This is a genomic window from Halalkalibacter sp. APA_J-10(15) (assembly GCF_023017105.1).
GTDB lineage: Bacteria > Bacillota > Bacilli > Bacillales > Bacillaceae_D > Halalkalibacter.
The window spans coordinates 220,327-245,417 of sequence record NZ_JALKEV010000004.1; the positions used below are offsets into that span (position 1 = coordinate 220,327).

25 protein-coding genes and 1 other annotated feature are annotated in these 25,091 nt (G+C 39.4%); of the genes, 5 read left to right on the forward strand and 20 right to left on the reverse strand.

Going from position 1 to position 25,091, the window contains the following annotated elements:
* Window positions 1-31 precede the first annotated feature (31 nt).
* Window positions 32-796: a tRNA threonylcarbamoyladenosine dehydratase gene (locus MW695_RS06830; protein WP_247104395.1), complete on the reverse strand. Its 765-nt coding sequence runs from the start codon at window positions 794-796 to the stop codon at window positions 32-34.
* Between MW695_RS06830 and MW695_RS06835 the strand changes: the two genes are divergently transcribed.
* Entirely contained in the window at window positions 778-1,215 is a 438-nt protein-coding gene (locus tag MW695_RS06835) for a hypothetical protein (RefSeq protein ID WP_247104397.1), read from the forward strand. The genes MW695_RS06830 and MW695_RS06835 overlap by 19 nt on opposite strands.
* Here MW695_RS06835 and MW695_RS06840 read toward each other — a convergent pair.
* From MW695_RS06840 to MW695_RS06905, 14 genes are all read right to left on the reverse strand, one after another.
* Window positions 1,192-2,421 (reverse strand): homoserine dehydrogenase, encoded by a 1,230-nt coding sequence (locus MW695_RS06840; RefSeq protein ID WP_247104400.1) that lies wholly within the window; start codon window positions 2,419-2,421, stop codon window positions 1,192-1,194. The genes MW695_RS06835 and MW695_RS06840 overlap by 24 nt on opposite strands.
* A 111-nt stretch (window positions 2,422-2,532) precedes the next feature.
* Complete coding sequence (gene aspS / locus MW695_RS06845) at window positions 2,533-4,320, reverse strand: aspartate--tRNA ligase (protein ID WP_247104401.1); 1,788 nt, start codon at window positions 4,318-4,320, stop codon at window positions 2,533-2,535.
* A gap of 16 nt (window positions 4,321-4,336) precedes the next feature.
* Window positions 4,337-5,605, reverse strand: a complete 1,269-nt coding sequence (hisS, locus tag MW695_RS06850; protein WP_247104402.1) for a histidine--tRNA ligase — start codon at window positions 5,603-5,605, stop codon at window positions 4,337-4,339.
* A 58-nt stretch (window positions 5,606-5,663) separates the two neighbouring features.
* Window positions 5,664-5,889: a binding site (T-box leader), on the reverse strand.
* Between the two features lie 47 nt (window positions 5,890-5,936).
* On the reverse strand, window positions 5,937-6,098 hold the full coding sequence (locus MW695_RS06855) for a hypothetical protein (protein ID WP_247104403.1): 162 nt from the start codon (window positions 6,096-6,098) through the stop codon (window positions 5,937-5,939).
* 53 nt (window positions 6,099-6,151) lie between these two features.
* A complete protein-coding gene (dtd, locus tag MW695_RS06860) occupies window positions 6,152-6,592 on the reverse strand; it encodes a D-aminoacyl-tRNA deacylase (RefSeq protein ID WP_247104404.1) in 441 nt (146 codons plus the stop codon).
* A gap of 32 nt (window positions 6,593-6,624) precedes the next feature.
* Complete coding sequence (locus tag MW695_RS06865; RefSeq protein WP_247104405.1) at window positions 6,625-8,808, reverse strand: RelA/SpoT family protein; 2,184 nt, start codon at window positions 8,806-8,808, stop codon at window positions 6,625-6,627.
* A 213-nt stretch (window positions 8,809-9,021) separates the two neighbouring features.
* Complete coding sequence (locus MW695_RS06870; RefSeq protein ID WP_247104407.1) at window positions 9,022-9,537, reverse strand: adenine phosphoribosyltransferase; 516 nt, start codon at window positions 9,535-9,537, stop codon at window positions 9,022-9,024.
* A 1-nt stretch (window position 9,538) separates the two neighbouring features.
* Window positions 9,539-11,881 (reverse strand): single-stranded-DNA-specific exonuclease RecJ, encoded by a 2,343-nt coding sequence (gene recJ, locus MW695_RS06875; RefSeq protein WP_247104409.1) that lies wholly within the window; start codon window positions 11,879-11,881, stop codon window positions 9,539-9,541.
* Between the two features lie 110 nt (window positions 11,882-11,991).
* On the reverse strand, window positions 11,992-12,303 hold the full coding sequence (locus tag MW695_RS06880; RefSeq protein WP_247104411.1) for a LapA family protein: 312 nt from the start codon (window positions 12,301-12,303) through the stop codon (window positions 11,992-11,994).
* Window positions 12,303-13,235: a cation diffusion facilitator family transporter gene (locus MW695_RS06885; RefSeq protein ID WP_247104413.1), complete on the reverse strand. Its 933-nt coding sequence runs from the start codon at window positions 13,233-13,235 to the stop codon at window positions 12,303-12,305. The genes MW695_RS06880 and MW695_RS06885 overlap by 1 nt, the downstream gene beginning before the upstream one ends.
* A gap of 145 nt (window positions 13,236-13,380) precedes the next feature.
* Window positions 13,381-14,328, reverse strand: coding sequence for a protein translocase subunit SecF (gene secF, locus MW695_RS06890; protein WP_247104415.1), 948 nt, complete (start codon window positions 14,326-14,328; stop codon window positions 13,381-13,383).
* A complete protein-coding gene (secD, locus tag MW695_RS06895) occupies window positions 14,318-15,622 on the reverse strand; it encodes a protein translocase subunit SecD (protein ID WP_247104417.1) in 1,305 nt (434 codons plus the stop codon). The genes secF and secD overlap by 11 nt, the downstream gene beginning before the upstream one ends.
* A 202-nt stretch (window positions 15,623-15,824) precedes the next feature.
* On the reverse strand, window positions 15,825-16,109 hold the full coding sequence (locus tag MW695_RS06900) for a post-transcriptional regulator (RefSeq protein ID WP_247104419.1): 285 nt from the start codon (window positions 16,107-16,109) through the stop codon (window positions 15,825-15,827).
* Complete coding sequence (locus MW695_RS06905) at window positions 16,087-16,227, reverse strand: hypothetical protein (RefSeq protein ID WP_247104421.1); 141 nt, start codon at window positions 16,225-16,227, stop codon at window positions 16,087-16,089. The genes MW695_RS06900 and MW695_RS06905 overlap by 23 nt, the downstream gene beginning before the upstream one ends.
* Window positions 16,228-16,301: 74 nt before the next feature.
* Between MW695_RS06905 and spoVB the strand changes: the two genes are divergently transcribed.
* The gene (gene spoVB / locus MW695_RS06910) at window positions 16,302-17,867 is read left to right on the forward strand and encodes a stage V sporulation protein B (RefSeq protein WP_247104424.1); all 1,566 of its coding nucleotides are present in this window, start codon (window positions 16,302-16,304) and stop codon (window positions 17,865-17,867) included.
* A gap of 82 nt (window positions 17,868-17,949) precedes the next feature.
* Here the strand turns inward: spoVB and thiM are convergent, their stop codons facing one another.
* Both thiM and MW695_RS06920 read right to left on the reverse strand, forming a co-directional pair.
* Window positions 17,950-18,756: a hydroxyethylthiazole kinase gene (gene thiM / locus MW695_RS06915; protein WP_247104425.1), complete on the reverse strand. Its 807-nt coding sequence runs from the start codon at window positions 18,754-18,756 to the stop codon at window positions 17,950-17,952.
* Window positions 18,757-18,874: 118 nt separating this feature from the next.
* Window positions 18,875-19,699: an ion transporter gene (locus MW695_RS06920; RefSeq protein WP_247104426.1), complete on the reverse strand. Its 825-nt coding sequence runs from the start codon at window positions 19,697-19,699 to the stop codon at window positions 18,875-18,877.
* A 225-nt stretch (window positions 19,700-19,924) separates the two neighbouring features.
* On the opposite strand from MW695_RS06920, the gene MW695_RS06925 reads away from it, so the two are divergent.
* Together MW695_RS06925 and MW695_RS06930 are read left to right on the forward strand one after the other, a co-directional pair.
* The gene (locus tag MW695_RS06925; RefSeq protein WP_247104427.1) at window positions 19,925-20,140 is read left to right on the forward strand and encodes a hypothetical protein; all 216 of its coding nucleotides are present in this window, start codon (window positions 19,925-19,927) and stop codon (window positions 20,138-20,140) included.
* On the forward strand, window positions 20,121-20,441 hold the full coding sequence (locus MW695_RS06930; RefSeq protein WP_247104428.1) for a YbjQ family protein: 321 nt from the start codon (window positions 20,121-20,123) through the stop codon (window positions 20,439-20,441). The genes MW695_RS06925 and MW695_RS06930 overlap by 20 nt, the downstream gene beginning before the upstream one ends.
* 201 nt (window positions 20,442-20,642) lie before the next feature.
* Here MW695_RS06930 and MW695_RS06935 read toward each other — a convergent pair whose 3' ends face one another.
* The 3 genes from MW695_RS06935 to MW695_RS06945 all read right to left on the reverse strand — a co-directional run bounded on the left by MW695_RS06935 (window position 20,643) and on the right by MW695_RS06945 (window position 24,199).
* Window positions 20,643-21,098: a DUF3995 domain-containing protein gene (locus tag MW695_RS06935; protein ID WP_247104429.1), complete on the reverse strand. Its 456-nt coding sequence runs from the start codon at window positions 21,096-21,098 to the stop codon at window positions 20,643-20,645.
* 49 nt (window positions 21,099-21,147) lie between these two features.
* Window positions 21,148-22,440: an MFS transporter gene (locus MW695_RS06940; protein WP_247104430.1), complete on the reverse strand. Its 1,293-nt coding sequence runs from the start codon at window positions 22,438-22,440 to the stop codon at window positions 21,148-21,150.
* A 313-nt stretch (window positions 22,441-22,753) separates the two neighbouring features.
* Window positions 22,754-24,199, reverse strand: a complete 1,446-nt coding sequence (locus tag MW695_RS06945; protein ID WP_247104431.1) for a glycoside hydrolase family 1 protein — start codon at window positions 24,197-24,199, stop codon at window positions 22,754-22,756.
* 174 nt (window positions 24,200-24,373) lie between these two features.
* Between MW695_RS06945 and MW695_RS06950 the strand changes: the two genes are divergently transcribed.
* Complete coding sequence (locus tag MW695_RS06950; protein ID WP_247104432.1) at window positions 24,374-25,090, forward strand: MurR/RpiR family transcriptional regulator; 717 nt, start codon at window positions 24,374-24,376, stop codon at window positions 25,088-25,090.
* The last annotated feature ends 1 nt before the right edge of the window (window position 25,091 follow it).

A 25,091-nucleotide genomic window follows, 5' to 3' on the forward strand; every position in this document is an offset into this window, starting at 1 on the left:
CTTTCAATCCACAGAAAAGAGAATGCTCACTTCATCCTCTATTAATTTCTATTCCTGCAAGCAAATTCGTAACAACATGACCAGCCATTATAAGTCCGGCTACTGAAGGAACAAATGCATTTGATGATGGAGGCATTTTGGCCTTACGAATCTTTCCTGCTTCTGCTGCTTCTGGGACAATCTCTTTTCGAATGTCCTCACGAATTCGAATAGGTTGCTCATCCGAATACACAACTTCAATTCCTTTTCGAATCCCTTCCTTACGTAGTCTCGTTCGAATCACTTTTGCAATCGGATCATGAGTAGTCTTGGAAATATCCGTAATTCGCAAACGTGTTGGGTCCATTTTATTTGCTGCCCCCATGCTAGAAATGATTGGGATGTTTCGATTAAGACATTCCTTCATTAAGTGAATTTTATACGAAATCGTATCACTTGCATCAATCACATAATCTATATCATAGCTGAAGAATTGTTCATACGTTTCCTCCGTATAAAACATTTTCAAAGCGACGACTTCGCATTCTGAGTTAATATCCATAATACGCTCTTTCATTAATTCAACCTTTTGCTTTCCAACTGTTGATAGTAATGCATGAATTTGACGATTCACATTCGTAATATCTACATCATCCTTATCAACGAGTACAAGCTTGCCAACTCCTGAACGTGCTAACGCCTCTGCTGAAAAGGAACCAACACCTCCAATCCCTAATACTGCTACCGTACTTCCTTTTAAGCGTTCTAAACCATCATGACCAATCGCCAGTTCATTTCGTGAAAATTGATGTAACATTCTATTCTCCTTTCATCCCTTATTATGTAACATTTCCATCGTGTCAAAAAAAGCAATCCATTTTAAGTTATGATACACTTACAGTAGAACAATCATTCAGTGAGGTGTCATTCATGGATTTGCTAGCTACTCAGCATTGTATTGAAATTGAACAACAAATAAAGTGGACAGAGAAAGTCACAGTTGAAACGGTCTATGAAATGAAATTATACGATGAATGTATAACCGTCAAACAAGAGCGTTTCCCACTTACTTCGATTTTTGATATTTCGTATCGAAAGAAGCCTCACTCGCAAGATATGGGCTTTCTTTATTTACACACTGCAAATGGAGTACGGACTTTCTATATTAAAGAAGAACCGACCTCATTATTAAGTGCTTATCAACAACTTAAGTTAGATCGTCCCGAATTGCGCTGAATATAAGGCTTTGACTCGTTTTCTTAAAGAAACATCACCGTAAATTGGATAATGCGGATATGGCAGATCACCTTTATTCCAATTGGCGATAATCCAGCCTTCACCATCATGATGCGTATACGTATCTAACACTTCAATGCCAGTTTCCTTCACCCATTGCAGAGCCTTTTCCCTTTGGGTGTGTGTTACACAAACTAACATATGTGAATATGGGTGCTCTAATAGGGCTGAAGATGAATACGAACGCTGCCATTGACCGAACCGATGGTGGAAAAGAAAATCTTCAATCATGCTATTAGCTGTTGCACCCTTTCCGGCACCCGGACCGATAAACAATAACTGGTCGATTTGTTCTCCTTCAATCGATATTCCATTTGTGACTCCATTCACATAAGTAAGCTGCTCCGATTGACATAGGAAAGCAGGATATACGCCACCAACAATCGAGCTGCCCTGTTTCCAGGCTTCACCTATTAGCTTTATTGTAAAACCAAACTTTTCTCCAGCTTCAACATGCCAATCCTCTAATTCTGATATCCCCTGACGGATTAGCTGCAACCCATTCGGCCACTCTCCAAAGCAAAGCCGGCTTAATATACGAATTTTATACCATGAATCATACCCGTCTAAATCTTCACTCGGATTTGATTCTGTATAGCCTTTTTCTCTAGCATCCTCTAACGCTTCTGCTAATAAACGATTATGCTCAGTCATCTCCGTAAGTACATAGTTAGTTGTCCCATTTAAGATTCCTGAAACGCGTGAAATGGCAGTTGCGCTCAACGTTCCCTTTAATGCATTAATAATCGGAATACCACCACCAACCGATGCTTCATACCCGTAATACGTATGTTGATTGCTAGCCAATACCTCAAGCTCTTTTCCTTTCTCGGCTACGAGCTTCTTATTAGCTGTTATGACTGGAACCCCTTTTTGAAGCCAATGCTTTGTATATAAATAAGCAGACTCAATTCCACCGATTGCCTCAAAAATAACATCATAATGAGCCACTTCACAAAACTGCTCCCACTCTGACGTCACGATAGCTGGAATATGAATCGCTCTCTGCTTTTGCCGATCTTTCACTAAAATAGCCTTCACTTCAACTGGCTCACCAAGTAATAATTCTAATTCCTCTGACTGATGTATACGCTCATAAACACCGCTCCCAACAGTCCCATAGCCAATTAACCCCACTTGTATCATCGATAATCCCCTACCTCTGCTACACGTTTCTCTATCTGTGCACTCAAAACTTGAAAGAAGTTGTCTCATTACTCCAACCTTAGAGCAAATGAGACAACTACTTCTACACGATTATCCTTCTGTACGCTCAACCTTCTTACCAATAATTGATAAATTTAAATCAATTAATTGTTCAACACTTACTTCACCAGGAGCATCCGTTAATAAATCACTCGCACTTGCTGTTTTCGGGAAAGCAATCGTATCTCGTAAGTTTGTCCGTCCAGCAAGCAACATAACAAGGCGATCTAATCCAAAGGCAATGCCTCCATGTGGAGGTGTACCGTATTCAAATGCCTCAAGTAAGAAACCAAATTCTTCTTTCGCTTGTTCCTCCGTAAAACCTAGCGCCTTAAACATCTGCTCTTGTACATTACGCTGATAAATACGTTGTGATCCACCACCAAGCTCATATCCATTTAAGACAAGGTCATACGCATTTGCTCGAACACTTGCTGGATCTGTTTCAAGCAATTCAAGGTCTTCTTTTCGTGGACTTGTGAATGGGTGGTGCAATGCTACATAGCGCTTTGCTGCTTCATCATACTCGACTAATGGAAAATCTACGACCCATAGGAAATTGAATCTCGTTTTATCAATCAAACCAAACTCTTTCCCGAAGCGTAGACGAAGAGCTCCTAAGCTATCGAAAACAATTTGATGCTTGTCAGCACCAAAGAACAATAAGTCACCAGCTTCAGCATTTAACGCGGCCTTCATCGCTTCTTGTACGTCTTCTTCAAAGAATTTCGCAATCGGTCCTTTTAGGCCATCCTCTTCGACTTTTAGCCAGGCTAACCCTTTTGCTCCGTATTGCTTCACAAAATCCGTTAGTCCATCAATTTCTTTACGAGAAAGCTTATCCGCACCGCCTTTTAAGTTTAACCCTTTTACAATTCCTCCACTAGAAATGGCTCCTTGGAATACTTTAAAGTTAGCATCCTTCACAATCTCAGATAACTCAACAAGCTCCATGTCAAAACGAACGTCAGGCTTATCTGATCCATATCGATTCATGGCTTCATCATACGTTAATCGTGGAAATGGCGTTGTTACCTCTACTCCTTTTAGCTCTTTTAATACTTTTGCCATCATTTCTTCAGCCATCGCTAGTAGCTCTTCCTTATCCATAAAGGATGTCTCAATATCCACTTGTGTAAATTCAGGCTGACGATCTGCTCGTAAATCTTCATCACGGAAACAGCGAACAACTTGGAAGTAACGCTCAAACCCTGAAACCATCAGCATTTGTTTAAAAAGCTGCGGCGATTGTGGTAACGCATAAAATTCACCATGGTGCACACGACTCGGAACTAAATAATCACGCGCTCCTTCTGGTGTGCTTTTCGTTAGCATCGGTGTTTCAATTTCAAGGAACGCTTTCTCATCCAAGAAATCACGTATAAGCTTTGTCGTCTTATGACGTAAGATCATCGTCTCTTGCATATCAGGACGTCGTAAATCCAAATAGCGGTATTTTAACCGAATATCTTCTGAAGCATCTGTATCGGCTTCAATTTGGAACGGTAATGATTTTGAAGCATTCAAAATAGCCACAGATGTCGCATGAACCTCAACCGTACCTGTTTCGAGCTTCTCATTAACCGTACTTGGATCACGCTTCACAACCTTGCCCTCTAGTTCTAATACATATTCATTTCGAACACGATCAGCAATAGCTAGGGCATCCTTATCTACTTCTGGGCTAAATACAACTTGAACAATTCCCGAACGATCACGTAAATCTAAAAATACGACTTGTCCTAGGTCACGACGACGTTGGACCCACCCTTTTAACGATACGACTTCTCCAACTTGTTCTTCACGAATGTTACCACAATGATGTGTTCTTTGACTCATTCTTCTTCCCCCTTATTTATCGTTGATCCTGCATATATTGAATAAACTCTGTTAAAGCTACTGCTTTTTGTTCACCTGATTCCATTACTTTTACGTTAATAAGACCTTGCTTTAATTCATTTTCACCTAGAATAGCTGTATAACGAGCTTGATAGCGATCTGCCGATTTAAATTGTGCTTTCATTTTGCGATCGAGATAGTCTTTATCACAGCTCACTCCAGCTTTGCGCAATTGATAGAGAAGCTCTGCTGCTTTATCCTTCGCCTCATCACCAAGTGCTACAATAAAGCAATCAAGCGTTTCAACAGACGGCTTGTCCAACCCTTTGGCTTTTAAAGCCATAATCAAACGTTCAATACTAAAAGCAAACCCAATTCCTGGTGCAGACGGCCCACCTAAATCCTCAACTAGTCCAGTGTAACGACCACCACCGCATAGTGTCGTAATGGCACCAAATCCTTCACCATCAGCCATAATTTCAAAAGCTGTATGATAATAATAATCAAGCCCTCGAACGAGTGTTGGGTCCACCTCATACTGAATGCCTAATTGATCTAAAATATTACGAACCTTTTCAAAGTAAGCTCTTGATTCATCATTAAGATGATCGAGAATTGAAGGCGCTGTTTGCATTAATGGGTGCTCACGATCCTTCTTACAATCAAGAATACGTAACGGATTTTTCTCCAATCTTGATTGACAATCTTCACAAAACTCGTGTATGTTTGGTTTAAAATGATCGATTAAAGCCTGTCGATGCGCATCACGACTTTCCTTATCACCTAAGCTATTTAAGACGAGCTTGACATCTGTTAATCCAAGCTCTTCATAAATACTCATCGCTAGTGCCAAAACCTCCGCATCAATCGTCGGATCTGAACTGCCAATCGCTTCAACACCAAATTGAACAAACTGCCGCATTCTTCCTGATTGAGGACGTTCATAGCGGAACATAGGCCCTTGGTAATATAGCTTAACAGGCTGATTCGGGTTTCCAAACATTTTCTTCTCAACAAATGACCGTGCAACTCCTGCAGTTCCCTCAGGACGAAGGGTCAGACTCCGATCACCACGATCAGTGAATGTGTACATCTCCTTTTGAACAATATCTGTCGTGTCACCGACACCACGTTGAAACAGCTCCGTATGTTCAAATATTGGTGTACGAATTTCTTTATAATGATACGTACGACACACCTCTTTTGCCTTCGCTTCTATGTATTGCCATAACTCTACGTCACCAGGTAGAATATCCTGTGTCCCACGTGGAATATGAATACTCATCCTCTCACTCCTCTTTTTCAAAAATATAAAAAACTCCCGCCACTGATGCCTAACATACATCAGGGACGAGAGTTATACCCGTGGTGCCACCCTTACTTGAAGCCTACGCTTCCACTTTAAACAGTTAACGCCTGTTCACGTTTTCTCCTACTAGCTAGAAGTCGTTCAGAGAAACTCCTCAGAGGTGTTCTTTCATTAAGACAAATAGGGAAGGCTCTCAGCCACGACCTTTCCTCTCTAGACTACTTGATCTCTTAATTACTATTCCTCTTCAATGGATTCAAAATGATGATGTATACATCATACGAATTGTCCAATCAACTGTCAATGCTTAATTACGAGATAGCTGATTTTTCAATAGCTGAACTTCTTCTCGTGACAAACCCAACTCACAAGTCAGTTCTACATGACAATCTTGCTTCTCGTTATGAGCATTCATTTGAAACAATGGTCCGGCCTTTTGTTGAGCAAGCTGTCTTTTATTAGAGCGCATTCTCATTCCTCCGTTTTTTACTAGCTTGCCCAAAAACAGAGGAAAGTTACATTCTATTTACTTTCTAAAATTAATGTAACAGGCCCATCATTAACTAATGAAACATCCATCATAGCTCCGAACGTTCCTGTTTCTACATGTATGCCCTTTTCTTGCAAAAGCTGATTAAAATGCTTGTATAATTCTTTAGCACAATCAGGCTTTGCTGCATTCATAAAATTTGGTCTTCTACCTTTGCGAGTATCACCATACAATGTGAATTGCGAAACAGATAACGCTTCTCCTCCTACATTCTTTAAAGAATGATTCATTTTTCCATTTTCATCTTCAAATATACGAAGATGGGCAATTTTTTCAGCTAAATACGCTGCATCCGCGATCGTGTCTTCATGGGTTACTCCGACTAAAAGCATCACCCCACGTTTGATGCGGCCAACACATTCTCCATCAACATGTACTGCTGCTTCCTTCGTACGTTGTAATACAACCTTCATCGTTCCTTCTCCTTACGACACAAAACCTTACCTTAATGTGTCACTCTGCGAACTGAGTAGATATCCCGTAGCTGTTTAATCTTTTCAACAATCTTATGCAAGTGATCTATGTTTGTAATTGAAATCGTTAAATGAACTGTTGCGAGCTTTTGTCGATTATCTGATTGTCCCGACACTTTATTAATCGGTGTTCGTGATTCAGACACAGCATATAAGATTTCATTTAATAATCCATTGCGATCAAAGCCTGTTATTTCAATGTCAACATTATAGGCTTTTCCTTCGCGTTGATTACCTTCCCACTCCACTTCTAGTAATCGTTCCTCTGACTCATTTTGAATATTAGGACAATCTGCCCGGTGAACAGATACACCACGACCTTTTGTTATGTACCCAATGATATCATCACCGGGTACGGGGGTACAGCACCGTGATAAGCGTGTCAATAAATTGTCTACGCCTTTCACACGAACACCTGAGGTTGCTTTTTTTTGCGTCCCTTTCGTTTGCACATCAGAGATCGCTTCAGCTAATGATTGTTCTTCTTGCTCTTGATCGATTTGCTTTTGAAGCTTTTCCGTTAATCGATTAACAATTTGCTTAACACTTACACCGCCATAACCAGTTGCAGCAAACATATCCTCTTCACCAACAAAGCTAAACTTATGAGCGGCATCAGCAATATTTTCTTCCGTCAGAACGACCTTCACATCAAAATCACGTTCGCGTATTTCCTTTTCGATTAATTCGCGACCTTTTTCAATATTTTCTTCACGACGTTCCTTTTTAAACCATTGTCTTATTTTATTTTTCGCATGTGACGACTTAGCAATTTTCAACCAATCCTGACTTGGCCCGTATGAATGCTTCGATGTCATCACTTCAATAATATCACCGGTATTTAACTCGTGATCAAGCGGAACCATCTTGCCATTTACCTTCGCTCCAATGCAGCGATTTCCGATCTCACTATGAATGCGGTAGGCAAAATCGATTGGAATCGAGCCTTGTGGAAGCTCCATTACATCACCATTTGGTGTAAAGACAAATACCATATCTGAGAACAAATCCATCTTTAATGATTCCATAAATTCCTGTGCATCATTCGTATCCGTTTGTGATTCAATTACATCTCTAAACCATGTCAATCGATCCTCAAATGTATTCTTATTTGGGTTAATCGTCTTGCCTTCCTTATAAGCCCAGTGAGCAGCAACCCCGAATTCTGCTATTTGATGCATATCCTGAGTTCTGATTTGAACCTCTAATGGATCACCATATGGACCGACAACGGTCGTATGAATGGACTGATACATATTCGCCTTTGGCATCGCAATATAATCCTTAAAGCGACCAGGCATTGGCTTCCATGATGTATGGATTACGCCAAGAACGGCATAGCAGTCCTTTATACTTCCAACGATAATGCGAACAGCTAACAAATCATAGATTTCGTTAAATTGTTTATGCTGCAAATTCATTTTTCGATAAATACTATAAAGATGCTTCGGCCGTCCCGATATTTCTGCCTTTACATGTACGTCATCTAAATTTTCATTAATTGTATCCATGACTTCAGAAAGGTACTGCTCTCGTTCCGCGCGTTTTCGTTTCATTAGATTAACGATCCGATAGTATTGTTGAGGGTCTAAATAGCGAAGTGCGGTATCTTCAAGCTCCCACTTTATTTTCGAAATCCCTAATCGATGAGCAAGTGGCGCAAAGATTTCTAACGTTTCATTTGACGTAATTTGCTGTTTATGTGGTGGCATAAACTTCAACGTTCTCATATTATGAAGGCGATCAGCAAGTTTAATCATAATGACGCGTATATCCTTTGCCATGGCAATCAGCATTTTACGATGGTTTTCTGCTTGCTGCTCTTCTTTTGACTTGTACTTAAACTTCTTCAGCTTCGTTACACCATCAACGAGCATAGCCACTTGATCGTTAAATTCCTCTTCAATCTTCTCAACGGTAATATCCGTATCTTCAACAACATCATGGAGAAATGCTGCTGCCACTGAGTTCGGATCAAGTTGAAGATCAACGACAATGCCTGCCACCTGAATAGGATGAAGAATATATGGTTCACCTGATTTACGATATTGACCTTCATGGGCTCTTTCAGCAAATTCATAGGCCTTTCGTATAAAAGCGACATCTTTTTCATTTAAATAAAGACCCGCTTGCTCTAATACTTGATCTAAAGTCATGGAATCACCTAATTTTTTACGATTCGATATTTCTTTATATTATGGTGAAGTTTGTCGCTTATGTAAAGAGAAAAATCGAAAACAATTATGAAGTTCGCCTTTTCATTCACATACTATTCTTTAAGAACGTTTCAAGATTCTAACCAAAACGTTACAATACCAACATGTATACAAGAAAAAGGCACCACAATTGCGGAACCTTTCCTTCATTTCTTAGTTGTATGTCATTAATGAGAATACGTCATACCCATCTAATCGTTGTCTACCATTTAGATAACCTAATTCAATCATAAACGCAATCCCAACGACTTCACCGCCGAGTTGCTCGACTAATTTAACCGTTGCTTCAATCGTACCACCTGTTGCCAATAAATCATCCGCAATCACAACACGTTGTCCTTTCTGAATCGAGTCGCGATGTAGTGTTAATTCGTCTTTCCCATATTCAAGTCCATAGCCTTGCGAAATCACTTCACGTGGTAACTTCCCTGGTTTGCGCACAGGAACAAACCCGGCTTCAAGCGCATAGGACATAGGACACCCAACCACAAACCCTCGCGCCTCAGGTCCAACAATGACATCTGCCTTTTTCTGCGAAGCAAATTGAACCATTTCATCAATGGCCTTCTTATAAGCTTCACCGTTTTGCATTAATGTTGTAATATCCTTGAAACGAATACCTTCTTTTGGATAGTCCTCGACAATCGTAATAAATTGTTTAAAATCCATCTTACACCGTCTCCTTGATTTTCATTTGATCATATTCCAATTCTTGTTCAAACCATAGCTTTAATTGATCGTAGGAAGAATAAATAAGCTCATTTTCAATTTTCGTTTGCTCTAATCTATGTCTAAAGCTAGCAGAATCCTCTAAATGCTTCTTTTCTGGATTCGAAACAACTGATAAGCTCTCACCTTCTATTGTAGCAAATCCTAGCTCACAAAACACTTTTATCATAAACTCTACCGTATCCTTGGACCAGCCTTTATGCTTCGCCAAATCATGGCTCTGATTTAATGGAAATATCGTTCGTTTGATTAAAAAAGCATAAAACCATTTAAACTGTTCACGGTTAGGCTGAGTTGAGAAAAAATGATCCTCTTTTTGATGAAAAACAACATAAATCCTGTTCGGCTTCCCTTTTTTAAGTAATTCCTTTAACTGTTGCAAATGTTTAGGAGCATCAAGTAATACGAGATAACGATCATCAGTCGTTCTCACATTTTGAGCAAGCGTCACGTCTAAGTCATGAAGAGCTAAATCATCAATCGTCTCATTTTGAAATACGACTAACAAGCGTTCTTCTTCAGCTATTCCCTCAAGTCTCTCCTTCAACTTAGCCTGTTGTGCACTTCGCCAATCAAATAGCTGCCAGGTATGAACCGCCAAATCCTCTAGCATTAATTGTGGCTTTATGTGACCATTCCATTCATTAATCGATAACGTTCCAACAGCAGAAATTTTCGCCTGATGGGTCATTTGCTCAAATAAATACCCTAAATGAAAACCGATGCCGTCTAGATTTGCTGCCGCTTGAGAAAATAACACTTTTAAGTGATTAGATTCACTGCCTATCTTTCGCATTTGTGAAAGAGAGACATTCTCAAGCATCACTTTCGGTGTTGGATTGTTTACTCCAAATGGAGCTAAACGCTCCATCTGCTGAATAACGGATACTGATACCTCTTCAACCGTTGCAATGAGGTCTACTTTTGTTACAGGCTTAAAATCTTCTTCTGTTAATCCCTCTTTTGCCTGTTGGAGCAAGCGTGCTCTTAGCTCATCAACATCAGTTACATTCATCGTCAACCCCGCAGCCATTGGATGACCTCCGAAATGGGGCAATATGTCACGGCTCTTTGATAATTCTGCAAACATATCGAACCCTTCAATGCTTCGAGCTGACCCTTTGGCTAATCCTTTTTCTGCATCAATACTAAGAACGATTGTTGGTCGATAATAACGTTCGACTAATCGCGATGCGACAATACCAATTACACCTGGATTCCATCCCTCACCTGCAATGACAAGCACTTCATTTTCATTTGCTGGAAATTCAGACTCGACCTTAGCAATGGCAGCATCGGCAATTGTCGCAACAACCGATTTTCTCTCTTTATTTAAACGGTCAATTTCTAATGCTAGCTGTTCCGCTTCATCGCTATCATTTGTCAGTAATAATTCAACAGCAGGATCAGCTGAGTCTAATCGACCAGCTGCATTAATTCTCGGACCTATACCAAACCCTACATGATCCGATTGGAGAACTTGACCGTCTAAGCCGCACATTTTCTTTAAAGCAATTAAGCCAGGTCTCGAAGTTTCCTGTAGAGTTTGTAACCCTTCCATAACAAGAAGGCGATTTTCGTCTACTAGTGGAACAAGATCAGCGACAGTCCCAATAACAGCTATATCAAGCCATTCAGTCGGCACACGCCCTAAAAGTGCTTGTACTACCTTTAGCACGACTCCGACTCCTGCTAGCCCTTTGAATGGGTACTCGCAGCCTGGCTTCTTCGGATTCACGATTGCCAATGCATTAGGTAATTGCGGTGGTGCCTCATGGTGATCAGTAACGATGAAATCAAGCTCTATCTCTTTAGCGACACGTGCAACATCAACAGCAGCAATACCAGTATCAACCGTTATCACGAGGTCAACACCGTCTTCTTTTGCTTGACGAATGGCTGGCTCATTTGGTCCATATCCTTCTGTAAAACGGTTCGGTATGTAGTAATCGACGTGTGCTCCTAGTGAAGTTAAAGCTTCATACATGAGAGCTGTACTGCTTACACCATCAGCATCATAATCACCGAATATTAACATTCGTTCCTGCTTCTCAATAGCTTCCTTTACACGGACAACTAGACGATCCATATCATCTAGTAAAAATGGATCGTGGTAGTTCATCTCTTCTTTATATAAAAACCTTCGAGCTGCCTCTACAGTATCAATCCCTCTATTCAACAGTAGCTTTGCAACTAATGGTGCAACTTGAAGCTTGTCAACTAATTGTTCAACACGTTCTTTTGGCTGTGTTTCAACCTTCCATCGTGCTTTAGATTTTAACATACAAACACCCCTTGACCTTCCCATTATACAGGAGTGGTCAAAGGGTGACAATGCTCTCTATTAAAGGCACTGAAAAAGTTTAGTTTTAATTTTTTCAGTGGTCTCTTGTATTACTTCTTGTCATTGGATGTGCTTTCGACTTCTTCCTCAATTGTCTGATTAGCTTCACTATCAAACTCTGCTACTGCCTGTGCTTGCTTAGTTCGTTTCAATTCATACTGTAACCGATAAATTCGAACCATCCCAATTGCTCCGGCAATAATAGCCCCCATTAGTACTGACCCTAATATTATTAAAATAAGAGGCCATTCTGCCACACCAAATAAATAATTGACAGGTACAGCTTCAACATTAATAATAGCAAAAACGGAAATAATAATCGCTATAACTAGACTTATTATGAGTGCCCATTGTCCTCGCATCACGTCTCCTCCTTCTCATCTTCGTCTCCATCTACATCATATGGGTTAATATGAACGAGAACATCTTGAACTTGCTTATCCTCCGTTAGTTTCGCCTTCACCTGCTTACCAATTGCATGGCCTTCTTCAACAGTGATATATGGATCTACAGCAACCTTAATATCAATAATGACATAATGCCCATGCTCACGCGCATAGAATTCATCAATATTCATCACACCATCTACTTCTTGAGCCATGCGCTTCATCTCCACTGTATCCTCTTCATGAAGGACATGATCCAACGCATTATGAATCGACTGTTGCCCAAGAGACCAAGCCATTTTCGCAATTAGAATCGCAACGAAGGCACTTGCTATCGCATCTCCATAAACGAGCCAAGCAATATTCATACGCCCCCCGAGCAAAGCCGCCCCGATCCCTATCAAGGCTGCTAATGAGGAAAACACATCAGAGCGATGATGCCACGCATCTGTCACTAACGCTTCACTCTTATATTTATTACCCAAGTAATGCTTATATCTAAACATACATTCCTTTACAATTATTGAAAAAAGAACAGCATAAATCGCAATCGCCTTCGGTACGACAACAGGTTCAAAAAATGAATGGATAGCACGAATCGCAATTTCAAACCCTACAATAAATAATAGCACCGCCACTATGATCGCTGCCACAGATTCTGCTTTTCCATGTCCATATGGATGATCACGATCAGGAGGTAGCTTGGCAGCACGAACGCCAATTAATACGACAACGGAACCGACTACGTCGGACGCTGAGTGAGCTGCATCAGCAATTAATGCTTTACTATTTGACATTACACCAATAATAGCCTTTACAATTGCAAGAATCACATTTCCAACGATCCCTACCCACGCTGCAAATCGGACTTTTTTATAACGAACCTCTGATTCTGCTCCTACCAACATTCACACCTACTTTTCATTCGGGTTACTTAAGTCAGACCGAACCTCTATTCTTCTTAAGTATACCCGAAATCTTCTATCATCACTCGTTTTCTAGCGACAAAAGGGTACATAAGCAACATATTAATTGCTCATGTACCCTTTCTTCTTATACAGTCGGATTTCCCTCTGGATCTTGCTTTTGTGCATCAAATCGTTTCTTCGCAAGTTGTTTTGATTTCCAAACTAACCATAGCTGAGAAGCAAGGAACATGGATGAATACGTTCCTGCAACTAACCCTACTACTAGAGCAAACGCAAACGTACGAATCGCTTCTCCTCCAAATAAGAAGATAGCGCCTGCAGCAAAGACTACAGTTAAGACCGTATTAATCGAACGAGCTAAAGTTTGGACAAGACTCTTATTCACAATGGCAGCTAAATCAGCAAAGTCCTTTACCCTCTTCGCTAGCTTCATATTCTCCCTAATTCGGTCAAAGGTGACGATCGTGTCATTAATTGAGTACCCGACGATTGTTAGGACGGCAGCAATAAACGGTACATTCACCTCTATTTGCAACAAGCTAAAGACGGCAATAATAAAGAACGCATCATGAAGTAAGGCAACAATGGCCGCAATTCCATATAAATATTCAAACCGAATTGAGACATAAATGATAATCCCAACCGATGCTATCGCCACAGCCATTAATGCATTGCGAGCAAGCTCTCGACCAATTCGCGGATCAACCGTACTAATATTTGGTTCAGCACCGAACTTATCATTGTAGAACGTTTGGATTTCTGCTATTTCATTTGAATCTAATACACCGACAAATCGTACACTCGCCATATCGAAGGTATCTCCAGCGAGCGTAATATCATTCACTGTAATACTATGTCCTAACTGTTCAAAGTCTTCAATAAGCTCTTCTTCCGTTATCGATTCATTAGATAAAAGGTCAACTCGTGAGCCACTATCAAAATCAATCCCTAAATTTAAACCAAATGTAAGTAATAGAATGATCCCAAGTAGTGCAAAGGAGCCTGAGAAAAGGAAGAATTTCTTACGATGCTTCACAAAGTCAATGTCTTTGTTTTGAAAATTAAAGATCATTTATCTCATCCTCCTTTACCCCAAACAAACGATATTTCTTATCAAGAGCACGACTCTTCACCCAAAGTCCGAGGAGCAATCTCGTACCAAATACAGCTGTGATGAAGCTTGTTAAAATACTGACAATCAGCATCACCGCAAATCCTTGTACAGAGCTTGTCCCAAACCAAAACAGAACAGCTGCTGCTAAAATCGTCGTGATGTTCGCATCTAAAATCGTTGATAGAGATCGTTTCGCTCCTGCTTTAAATGAAGATAAAACAGACTTACCTGAACGAATTTCATCCTTAATCCGTTCGTATGTAATAATGTTCGCATCCACCGCCATCCCAACACCAAGAATAAGCGCAGCAATACCCGGTAATGTTAGTACAGCATTCATCAAATTAAAGACGAGTAGCACTAAATAAATATACGCACTCAATGTGACAACTGCTACGGCTCCCATAAAACGATAATAGATGATCATATAAATAAATACGAGTGCAATGCCGATAAAGCCAGCATATATCGTTTGCTCCATAGCTCTTTCACCAAGTGATGCCCCAACTGAATTCGAGGATAGCTCCTCTAATGTTGTCGGAAGCGCACCTGCATTTAAAATTTCCGCTAGCTGTCTCGTTTCCTCTACTGTAAAGTCACCACTAATCGTAGCGGTAGGACTCGTGATCACATCTCGAACAACAGCAGCTGATAAATATTTCGGATCATCTTTCATTCGCTCTTCTTCGTATGAGTCTACTCCTTCTTCAAAATCGAGCCATACGACAAGCATGTTCTCTTCAGGAGGACCATGGTATAACTCCCCAGTAATCTCTTGCATTAATCGCGAATCTTGAAACGTAAGATTCACAATTGGGTCGTTCGTATCTGGATGTAGATTGGCATTTGCCCCACCTTGTCGTAAATCACTACCATGCGCTAGAACTTCATCATACACATTTCGAATCGATAGTTCTGCTTCCGTTGCGAGTATCTCTCTCGCTGATTGCTGATCCTCAACACCGGCTAATTGCACACGTATCCGATCATCACCCTCAATCCCAATGAATGGCTCAGATACCCCGATGACGTTAATTCTTTGATTCAATGCACTTGCTGTCGCTTCAAGTGCCTCATCATTTATAATGTCTCCTTCATTAGCAGGCTTCACTTCATAAAGCACTTCAAATCCACCTTGAAGGTCAAGCCCTAGCTTAATCTCCGTTGCCACGTCCATCGCTGTCTGCCAAATAAGACCAGCAATTAAAGCAACAATGAGAAAAAAAGCGACAATTCGCCCTTTCTTAACCATATGTCTCTTTTGCCCCCTTCTCTAATCCCGTGACTACAATAATTTCCATTATATCTTGCCTAAAGAAAAACCGCAAAGCGGTAGGGTACTGAAAAAGTTGATTCGGACTTTTTCAGTGGCTTCCAAAACGGTTTTTTCTTTGAATCCCCTTAAATGTTATCGTTTCTTATCATTAATATCAGCCAGCAAGAGATGTTTTTATCTAAGCCTCTTTCTCTTCAAATTCAGTAAACCAATCCGTTGGCTCTTTAAAAGCATGCATCGTCAACCATGTCATATATGTCTGTGATTTCAACGTTAAAATGTGATTCACAAAAGTATGTTTATGCATGTATTCTTTTTTCTTCCTTAATTGATACAAGACACATGTCCATACGTCCTCCATCGTAGCGCGATCATAGCCCAATAGATGAAACTCATCGACTTTGCTACGTAACGCCGGTTCCACATCTTCCTTCCACACTTCAAATTGTTGTTTTTCTGTCATACTTGCTTCCTCCCTTTTGTAAAATTGCTGCTAAACCAACACGATACGCTCCAGTTTTCGGAAAACGGATAACAGTAAGTAAATAAATATGATCTCTTTCTAGTAAACAACTTGTCATGCTTGACCCACTATTAAGCATATAAATAAATACCGCAAATATCCATCATTTTTTTCAAGAAAGTAGGGGTGCCCATGTCAAAACAAACGTTTCTAAAAGGAGCGTTTATCCTAATCATTGCAGGCTTAATCACTAGATTTCTAGGGTTTGTGAATAGAATTGTCGTCGCTCGCATTATGGGTGCTGAAGGTGTTGGTCTATATATGATGGCCGTTCCAACACTAATACTCGTTATCACACTAACACAATTAGGACTACCTGTAGCCATTTCTAAGCTAGTTGCTGAAGCCGAAGCAAACAATGATCGCGGGAAAATCAAAAAAATTCTCGTCGTCTCCATTTCGATCACTGCTATATTAAGTCTTATCTTCACAACTGCTATGATCATTTTTGCTCCATTTGTCGCACAGACGCTTTTAACGGATGAACGAGCTTATTATCCACTTATTGCGATCGCTCCCATTGTTCCGATCGTCGCACTCTCATCTGTTATGAGAGGCTATTTCCAAGGTAAGCAAAATATGAAACCAACAGCCATGTCACAAGTAATTGAACAAGTGGTTCGTATCACACTAGTAGCCATTACAACTTCAGCTTTCTTACCGTTAGGAATTGAATATGCTGCTGCAGGCGCTATGATTTCTGTCGTCTTTGGAGAACTTGCGTCGTTGCTTTATATGATCTTCATGTTTAAAACAAATAAACGCTTTAAGGTTCGTCGTCATTTCTTCCAATATGTAAAGGATGGGAAAAAAACATTTCGTGATCTAATGGGCATTGCTTTGCCGACAACCGGGAGCCGCTTAATTGGCTCCGTTGGTCTCTTCTTTGAACCGATTGTCGTTGCCCATAGTCTAGCAATCGCTGGCGTGACAACCGTTATGGCAACGAAGCAATATGGAGAGCTAACAGGATTTGTCATTCCTTTGATTCTACTTCCTACATTTATTACGTATTCGCTATCTGTCTCTTTGGTTCCTGCTATTAGCGAAGCTGTTGCTCGTGATCATTATCAAACCGTTCATTTCAGACTAAATCAAGCTTTAAGACTCGCGATGCTTTCTGGTGGTATTTCTGTTGTCGTGCTTTATATTTATTCAGAGCCGATTATGACACTCATGTACGACGCACCAACCGTTGCCACCTATGTAAAGCTTATGGCTCCTTTTACGTTATTTCTCTATTTTCAAGCACCCCTACAAGCAACATTACAAGCCCTCGATTTAGCAAAGGCGGCCATGATGAATAGTCTCTTTGGAGCCGTTGTGAAAATCGTTGCTATTTTCGCCTTAGCCACTAGGCCTGAGTTCGGCATTATGGGAGCCGCTCTCGCTATTGTGATCGGCTTTATTCTTGTCACGCTGCTTCATTTTGCTTCTGTTGCTAAATCAATCAGCTTTACAATCGATACAAAGATGGTGCTAAAATCCATCTTTCTTATCCTCATCTCGGGCTGGGTTGGCTATCTATTATCTGAATATGCTTTTACACAATCATCACTCTTTGTTCATACTTTACTGACTATCTCCATTACTGTTCTATTTTATTGTGCCCTTACTCTTGCACTTGGCTTAGTCAAATCAGAAGAATTAAAGAGGATTCCCTATATTGGAAAATACTTAGCATCTTTTACCTCTTAAGGTTAAAAGGAGATCAGGAAGAATTCCATTCAGTTTCTTTTTTAGAGAAATCCCTAAAAGCGCTCAGCTTAGGGATTTCCTATTACTTCTTATTAACTGCTAGACGCTCATCCAAATGCTTTGTACTTACCTTCGATAATTGATTTAGAAACTCTATTTGAAAGCTACCAGGTCCTTCTTCTGCCGATTGATCTGCTGCAAATTCAGCTGCCACACCATAAACAGATACTGCTGATACACAAGCTAATACGAGATTTTCCTCAACAGCGGCAAATGCTCCTACGACAGAGCTTAATAGGCATCCCGCTCCGGTCACTTTTGTTAACATCGGATGTCCGTTTCGTCCAATAAATGTCGACTGACCATCAGTTATGACATCCTCTTTACCCGTAATCACAACAATTGTATCAAGGTGTTTAGCTGCCTTCTCCGCTAATTCAACTGAATTATGGCGACCACTCCCGCCATCGACGCCTTTAATTTCAGATTGCTCACCGATCACATTTGCAATCTCAGCTGCATTTCCACGGATAACCGAAACATTGAGTTCATCGAGAATTTTACGAGACGTTTCCGTTCGATAAACAGTTGCTCCTGCACCAACTGGGTCAAAAATGATAGGAACTCCATGCTCATTTGCTGATTTCCCGGCAATGAGCATCGCCTCCACGTCTTCTTCTTTCAGCGTACCGATATTTAATACGAGTGCACCAGCAATTTGCGCCATATCGGCTACTTCCTCTTTCGCATAAGCCATGACTGGTGAAGCGCCAAGTGCATACAAACCATTCGCTGTAAAATTTGTCACCACCACATTCGTTATATTGTGCACTAGTGGATTTTGTTCTCGAACACGATTTAAATGAGTAACCGTTTGATGTAAAGACATAAACATCTCTCCTTTTGATACCATTTCATCATAATCAGCCTACAAATGTAAAGTAACCCTTGTGATCTCCAAACAGCCTTAGTCAGCATGATCCTTTATTAACGCTATTTTCTTTTCCTTATTGACTCTTTTGTCCCTTCAACAAGATCTCTTTAATCTCAGCTACATCTTGCTTTAATGCCTTATTTTCTTCATACAAACGATTCATTTGCTTATCACGCTCTGCATCATCCTCTTGACCTAAATAACTTAAAATCACAGCTACAACAAGATTTAAGATGACAAGAGCACCAATGATAATAAACGAAACAAAATACGCCCATGACCATGGGATTTCATTAATGATCGGTCGTGCCACTTGGCTTGCCCATGATTCGAACGTTACGACTTGCATTAATGTAAATAACGATGTATGAAAGCTCCCAAAAAACTCATACGGTAAGACGTCACTAAAAAATGTCGTTCCAATAATCGCATAAATAGAAAAAATCAAAATCGATAAGCCTAAAATGCCCGTTAAAGCTGGTACTGATTTTAAGAGCGAATCAATAATCTTTCGTAATGCTGGTATTGCAGGTATCATTCTTATTAATCGTAAGACACGAATAAGTCGTAACACACTAACAAATGGTGTAGAATAGAAGACTAAACTACCTATTACAATAGCAAAATCAAATAGATTCCAACGATCAGAGAAATAACCTCTAAACCCTAATCCGATTAATTTTAAAATCAATTCTACAACAAAGACCCAAACAATGATTTTATCTAATGTGATCAATAAAGAGTTTCCTGTTGCGTACGTTTCAGCAACAATGATCAATCCATTCAATAAAATAATCCCAATCACGGTAGGTTGAAAATATCGATGCTCTACTACTTGTCTTATATGATGTCGTAATGATTTACGCTCATTTATTTCTTCTCTTGTTTTTAGTTCCATCACACTTCATCACATATCCTTCCATCTATTTGCTTACTTTTATTATTATATCAGTTTCTTTAGAAATCAATGTTAATGACAACCAATTGCATCATTTTATTCTAACAATATCATGAACGAGTACATACATTCTAAATTTTTTCATGAACTTGAACAAAATATGAAACAATTCAGTTAAACAAAACGTAAAGATATAGACACAACAAAGAAATGGATGGAATGCCAATGAAAGAAAAATACGTGAAGAGCAAATTACTGCTCATTTTATTGATTGTCATTTTACATATTGCAGCTTTTTGGCTATTAATTTACTCTTTAAAATGGGCACTCGTTGTATTTGCTCTCTACGGGGTTACCGTCGTCTTACTATTTATATTGTTTATAAAAGAACGATTGAAAGAGAAAAAGGAGGAAGATCAATATGATGATCGTGACTACTAATGAAGTGGCAAACCGTGAAATAGTAGAAGTAATAGGGTATGTGAAAGGAAGTACGGTACAGACGAAGCATGTCGGCCGTGATATTACCGCTTCATTGAAAGGGCTTGTTGGTGGTGAAATTAGTGGCTATAACGAAATGATGGAGCAAGCTCGTAAAGTGGCTATCGGCCGTATGGTTGAAAACGCCGAAAGTCAAGGTGCTAATGCAATTATTGGATTTCGTTTACAAACGTCAACAGTTATGGCTTCTGCTGCAGAGATTATTGCATACGGGACAGCTGTTAAAATTTCATCAAACTAATTAAAAGGTTTCTGCAATTTTTTAAAAATGATCCTTCGTTATTATGAAAAGCTTGATACGAGTGATCTTCTCGTATCAAGCGCACAACGTTTGATGCCATTGCTACTCGAATGAAAAACATTAGAAATATTCATTTATACTTTTGCAGTAGTCTCTATAAATATAAAGCAGACTCTATCAAAGGGTTCGGAACAAGCTCAGTTACAGCTTACTCTTTTTAACAGAAAAGAAATAAAAAATACCTCCGATCATCCAAAAAGGCTCCCAAAAAGTTAACCTCCAAAACGTCGCATCATTTTCTAAATCAAAATCTAAAATAGCAAATGCACTTAATGTAATCGTAACAAAATTAAGAAATCCATATAAAAATAAAAAGATTCCTACACCTTTCGTTATGTAATAAAGAATTTTAATTATTATCAGCTTCTTCCATTGAACAAACAGCATCGATAATACAATGACACCAAGTAGCTTAATGAAGCCAGAAAGCCAAACAACTGCGACGAACGAAGGAGAAGGATCTAGAGACATTTCGTAAATTGACCCTCCTAGCGACCTAACACCTATCATGCCACCCATTGCCCAATAAAAGCTCATCCCTGAAAAAATGACCGTCCACACTATCCCCATTACGATTATCGTATTATTCCGCTTCACTGGAAAACACTCCTCTATTTTAACTTGAGCTCAGGCTCTCCTAGACTTTTTAAATTTTCCTACTCTTTAAAGTAGCTTCATTGTTAAACTGCTCTATTTTCTTATCAGAAGGAACAAAAAATAACACGATCGCTCCGATAATAAACAATACAATTAGGCTTAATACACCAGCATTTGATTTGCCGGTCACTTGCGCTGTGACGCCGACTAATAAAGGCCCTGTCACAGATGCAAACTTACCAAAGATATTGTAAAAACCAAAGAACTCATTCGACTTATGTTTTGGTACCATCTTAGCAAAATACGAGCGACTCAGTGCTTGCATTCCCCCTTGTGATGTGGCAACGAGCATGGCAAGAATCCAAAAATCCAATGCCGTTTCAAGGAAATATCCATACACGCACACAATGATGTAGATCACAATACCGACGTTTAACATGAGCTTTGCGGAAAAACGATCAGCTAACTTCCCATACAGCAATGCAAAAGGAGCTGCGACAATTTGTGTTACAAAAAGTACGATTAATAATACCGTCGAATCAACTCCAACATCTGTTCCATAAGCGGTTGCCATTGAAATAATTGTACCAACACCATCTATATAGAAGAAGTAAGCAATTAAAAAAATTGTTATGTACTTATATTGACTAATATGTGTAATCGTTTCTTTAAGACGAAGAAAGCTTGTACGAATTGGCTTTTTGTCGCGTTTGATTGCATGGATTTGTTTAACATTTTTCAACAATGGAATGGCAAAGAACGCCCACCAGATACAAGCAATCAAAAAGGCGATTTTGCTCGCAGTTGTACTTGAGATCGGAATCATCCCCTGTTGAGCCATTAAAATGACAACAATACTTAAAACAAATGGGATCGCTCCACCGATATACCCATAGCCGAACCCTCTAGCTGAAACTTTGTTCATCCTCTTATTTTCCGTGACGTCGACTAAAAAAGCATCATAAAAAAGATTGGCACCTGTTGACCCAAGAGAAGCTAGCGTATAAAAAACTAATAATAATAGCCATTCCCCCTCTGGAACAAAAACGAGACTGAAGGTAGAAACTATTCCTAATAGTAAAAAACTAATGAAAAATCGTTTCTTATATCCTTCATAATCGGCAATTGTTCCTAATATTGGCCCAATAATAGCTAAAATAAATGTAAAAATGGCAATTGTATACCCAAGATATGCTGTTGAATCCGCACCATCAATACCTGCTAATGTGGCCTGTGCTTTATAAAATATCGGAAAAACCGCAGTCGTAATAATGACTGAAAAGGCATTGCTCGCCCAATCATAGAACATCCAACTAGTTTCTTGTTTTGAAAACTTCCTCATGAATTCACCATCCTCAGTACGTGTAGCACCATTTTACTAATTTATTCATAAAAAGGATGGAAAATCACAAAAGTTTACAGAATTTTAACTATGGCTTAAAACAATGCAACGAATGTCAGAAACCACGAAACATTCTTCTACTTTAAACATTTTCCGTTATCTGATTTTATTTTACATCATTGGACATATAATTGCCAAAAGCACCTATTGGATCAAATGCCCCGAACGATCTTACTAAAAAAGGTTCCGAACATCAAAAATCAATGTTCGGAACCTTTTGTCCAGTCTTAGGCTAGTTATACATTAGCTACGATTATAACTCTTCTCCATTCGTTGCAATCACATTCTGATACCAGAAGAATGACTTTTTCTTCTTTCGCTCAAGTGTCCCACTTCCGTCATCATGCTTGTCCACATAAATGAACCCATAACGTTTAGACATTTCACCTGTTGATGCACTAACTAAATCAATACATCCCCAAGCCGTATACCCCATCACCTCAACGCCATCTTCGATTGCTTCGCCAATGGATCTAATATGCTCACGTAAATACTCGATGCGATAATCATCGTTGATCGATCCGTCCTCTTCAACCGTATCATAAGCTCCTAAACCGTTCTCAACGACAAATAGAGGCACTTGATAACGGTCATATAATTGATTAAGAGAGATACGTAGGCCAACTGGATCAATCTCCCATCCCCAATCACTCGCTTTTAGAAATGGATTTTTCATCCCAGTGAAGAAATTTCCGGCTGTATAATCACCGTCTCCTTCTTCCTTTACTTCAGTACGCGACATATAATAGCTTAAAGCGATATAATCGACGGTATACTCTTTAATGATATCTAAGTCACCTTCCTGAATATCAAGCTTTATACCGTTTTCTTTGAAGTAGCGCTTCGTAAAGGCCGGATATTCACCACGGACATGAACATCACCACAAATGTAATCAAAGATTTGCTCTTCCTTTAAAGCGTTTAATATATTATTAGGGTTACAATCGCCTGAGTAAACAGGAGCATATAAAATCATACAACCAATTTGTGAACCAGGAATGATTTCATGACATGCTTTCGTTGCTAAGCTACTTGCAACAAATTGGTGGTGCAAGCCTTGAAACGTTTCTTGGAGCTTTGATTCCTCATTGTCTGGAGAAAAGCCTAAGCTCATAATCGGATGAAAGACCGCACTATTAATTTCATTAAACGTCATCCAATAGTTCACTTTTCCTTTATAACGATTAAATAGCGTTTCTGCGTATTTCACAAACATCGGAATGACTTCACGACTTCTCCATCCGCCATATTTTTTAATAAGATATAACGGCATTTCATAATGCGATATCGTCACAACTGGTTCAATTCCATACTTATGCAGTTCATCAAACACACGGTCATAAAAGGCTAATCCTTCTTCATTTGGCTCTGTTTCATCACCATTTGGAAATATACGTGACCATGCAATCGACATACGGTACGTTTTAAAGCCCATTTCAGCAAATAAAGCAATGTCTTCTTTATAACGATGGTAATGATCAATCCCATCATGATTTGGATATGTGTATTGTTCTTGATCAATTTCAAAATTGAAACCTGTTTCTTTAATAATATTCATCCTTACTTTACCACCTGGTAAAACATCGGCTAAATTTAATCCTTTTCCACCTTCATTGTAGGCACCTTCTAGCTGATTAGCTGCCGTTGCGCCTCCCCATAAGAATCCTTTTGGAAATTGTAATGTATTCAAATGACTCATAATAAATCCTCCTCCATTCGATTTCTAGTTCAAGTATATCGTATCCATTATCGCTTCATAGCAATTATGACCATCCTGTTTCATATAACAGAACAAGTGAAATGTTTCAACGATGTAACGCTATGTTACTTTATGGTAAACTAATGAAATAACAAATGATGAGGAGTACGATAAATGTTTACAGCCGAAATGATCGCATCCTTTAATGATTTAGAAACCTCTCTTTACAATTATATTTCTCAAAACAGTGAGAAAGTGGCTTATATGCGTATTCGTGAACTAGCTGATGAAACCCATGTATCAACTGCAACCATTTTACGGTTTTGTCGAAAAATAAACTGTGAAGGCTTCTCTGAGTTTAAAGTGAAACTTAAGATGGAAAATGGAAGAAAAACAAAAACATCGATCAAAACGCCTCAACAGTCGATCACAGAATTTTTTGAACGAACGTTAGAAGGGGATATAGAGAATAAAATGAATCAAGCTGCAAAAACAATTACGGAAGCAGATACGGTCATCTTCATTGGAACGGGTAGTTCGGGAATTCTCGCTGAATACGGTGCCCGTTATTTCTCTAGTATGGGTAAATTCTCAATTTATATTAAAGATCCTCATTTCCCCATCCATGCTAAATTTCGTAATAATAGTGTGACCATTGCTTTATCCGTATCTGGTGAAACACCTTTTACATTAGCTCAAATGAACCAACTAAAAAAAGTAAACAGCACAATCATCAGTATTACGAATGATAAACATTCAACCGTTGCGAAAATCTCAACAATTAATATCCCATACTACGTGACAGTCGAGCATTGCGAAAACGCAAATGTGACAACTCAAGTCCCTGTTGTTTATATATTAGAGTCGATTGCGAGAAAGCTTCATCAATGAT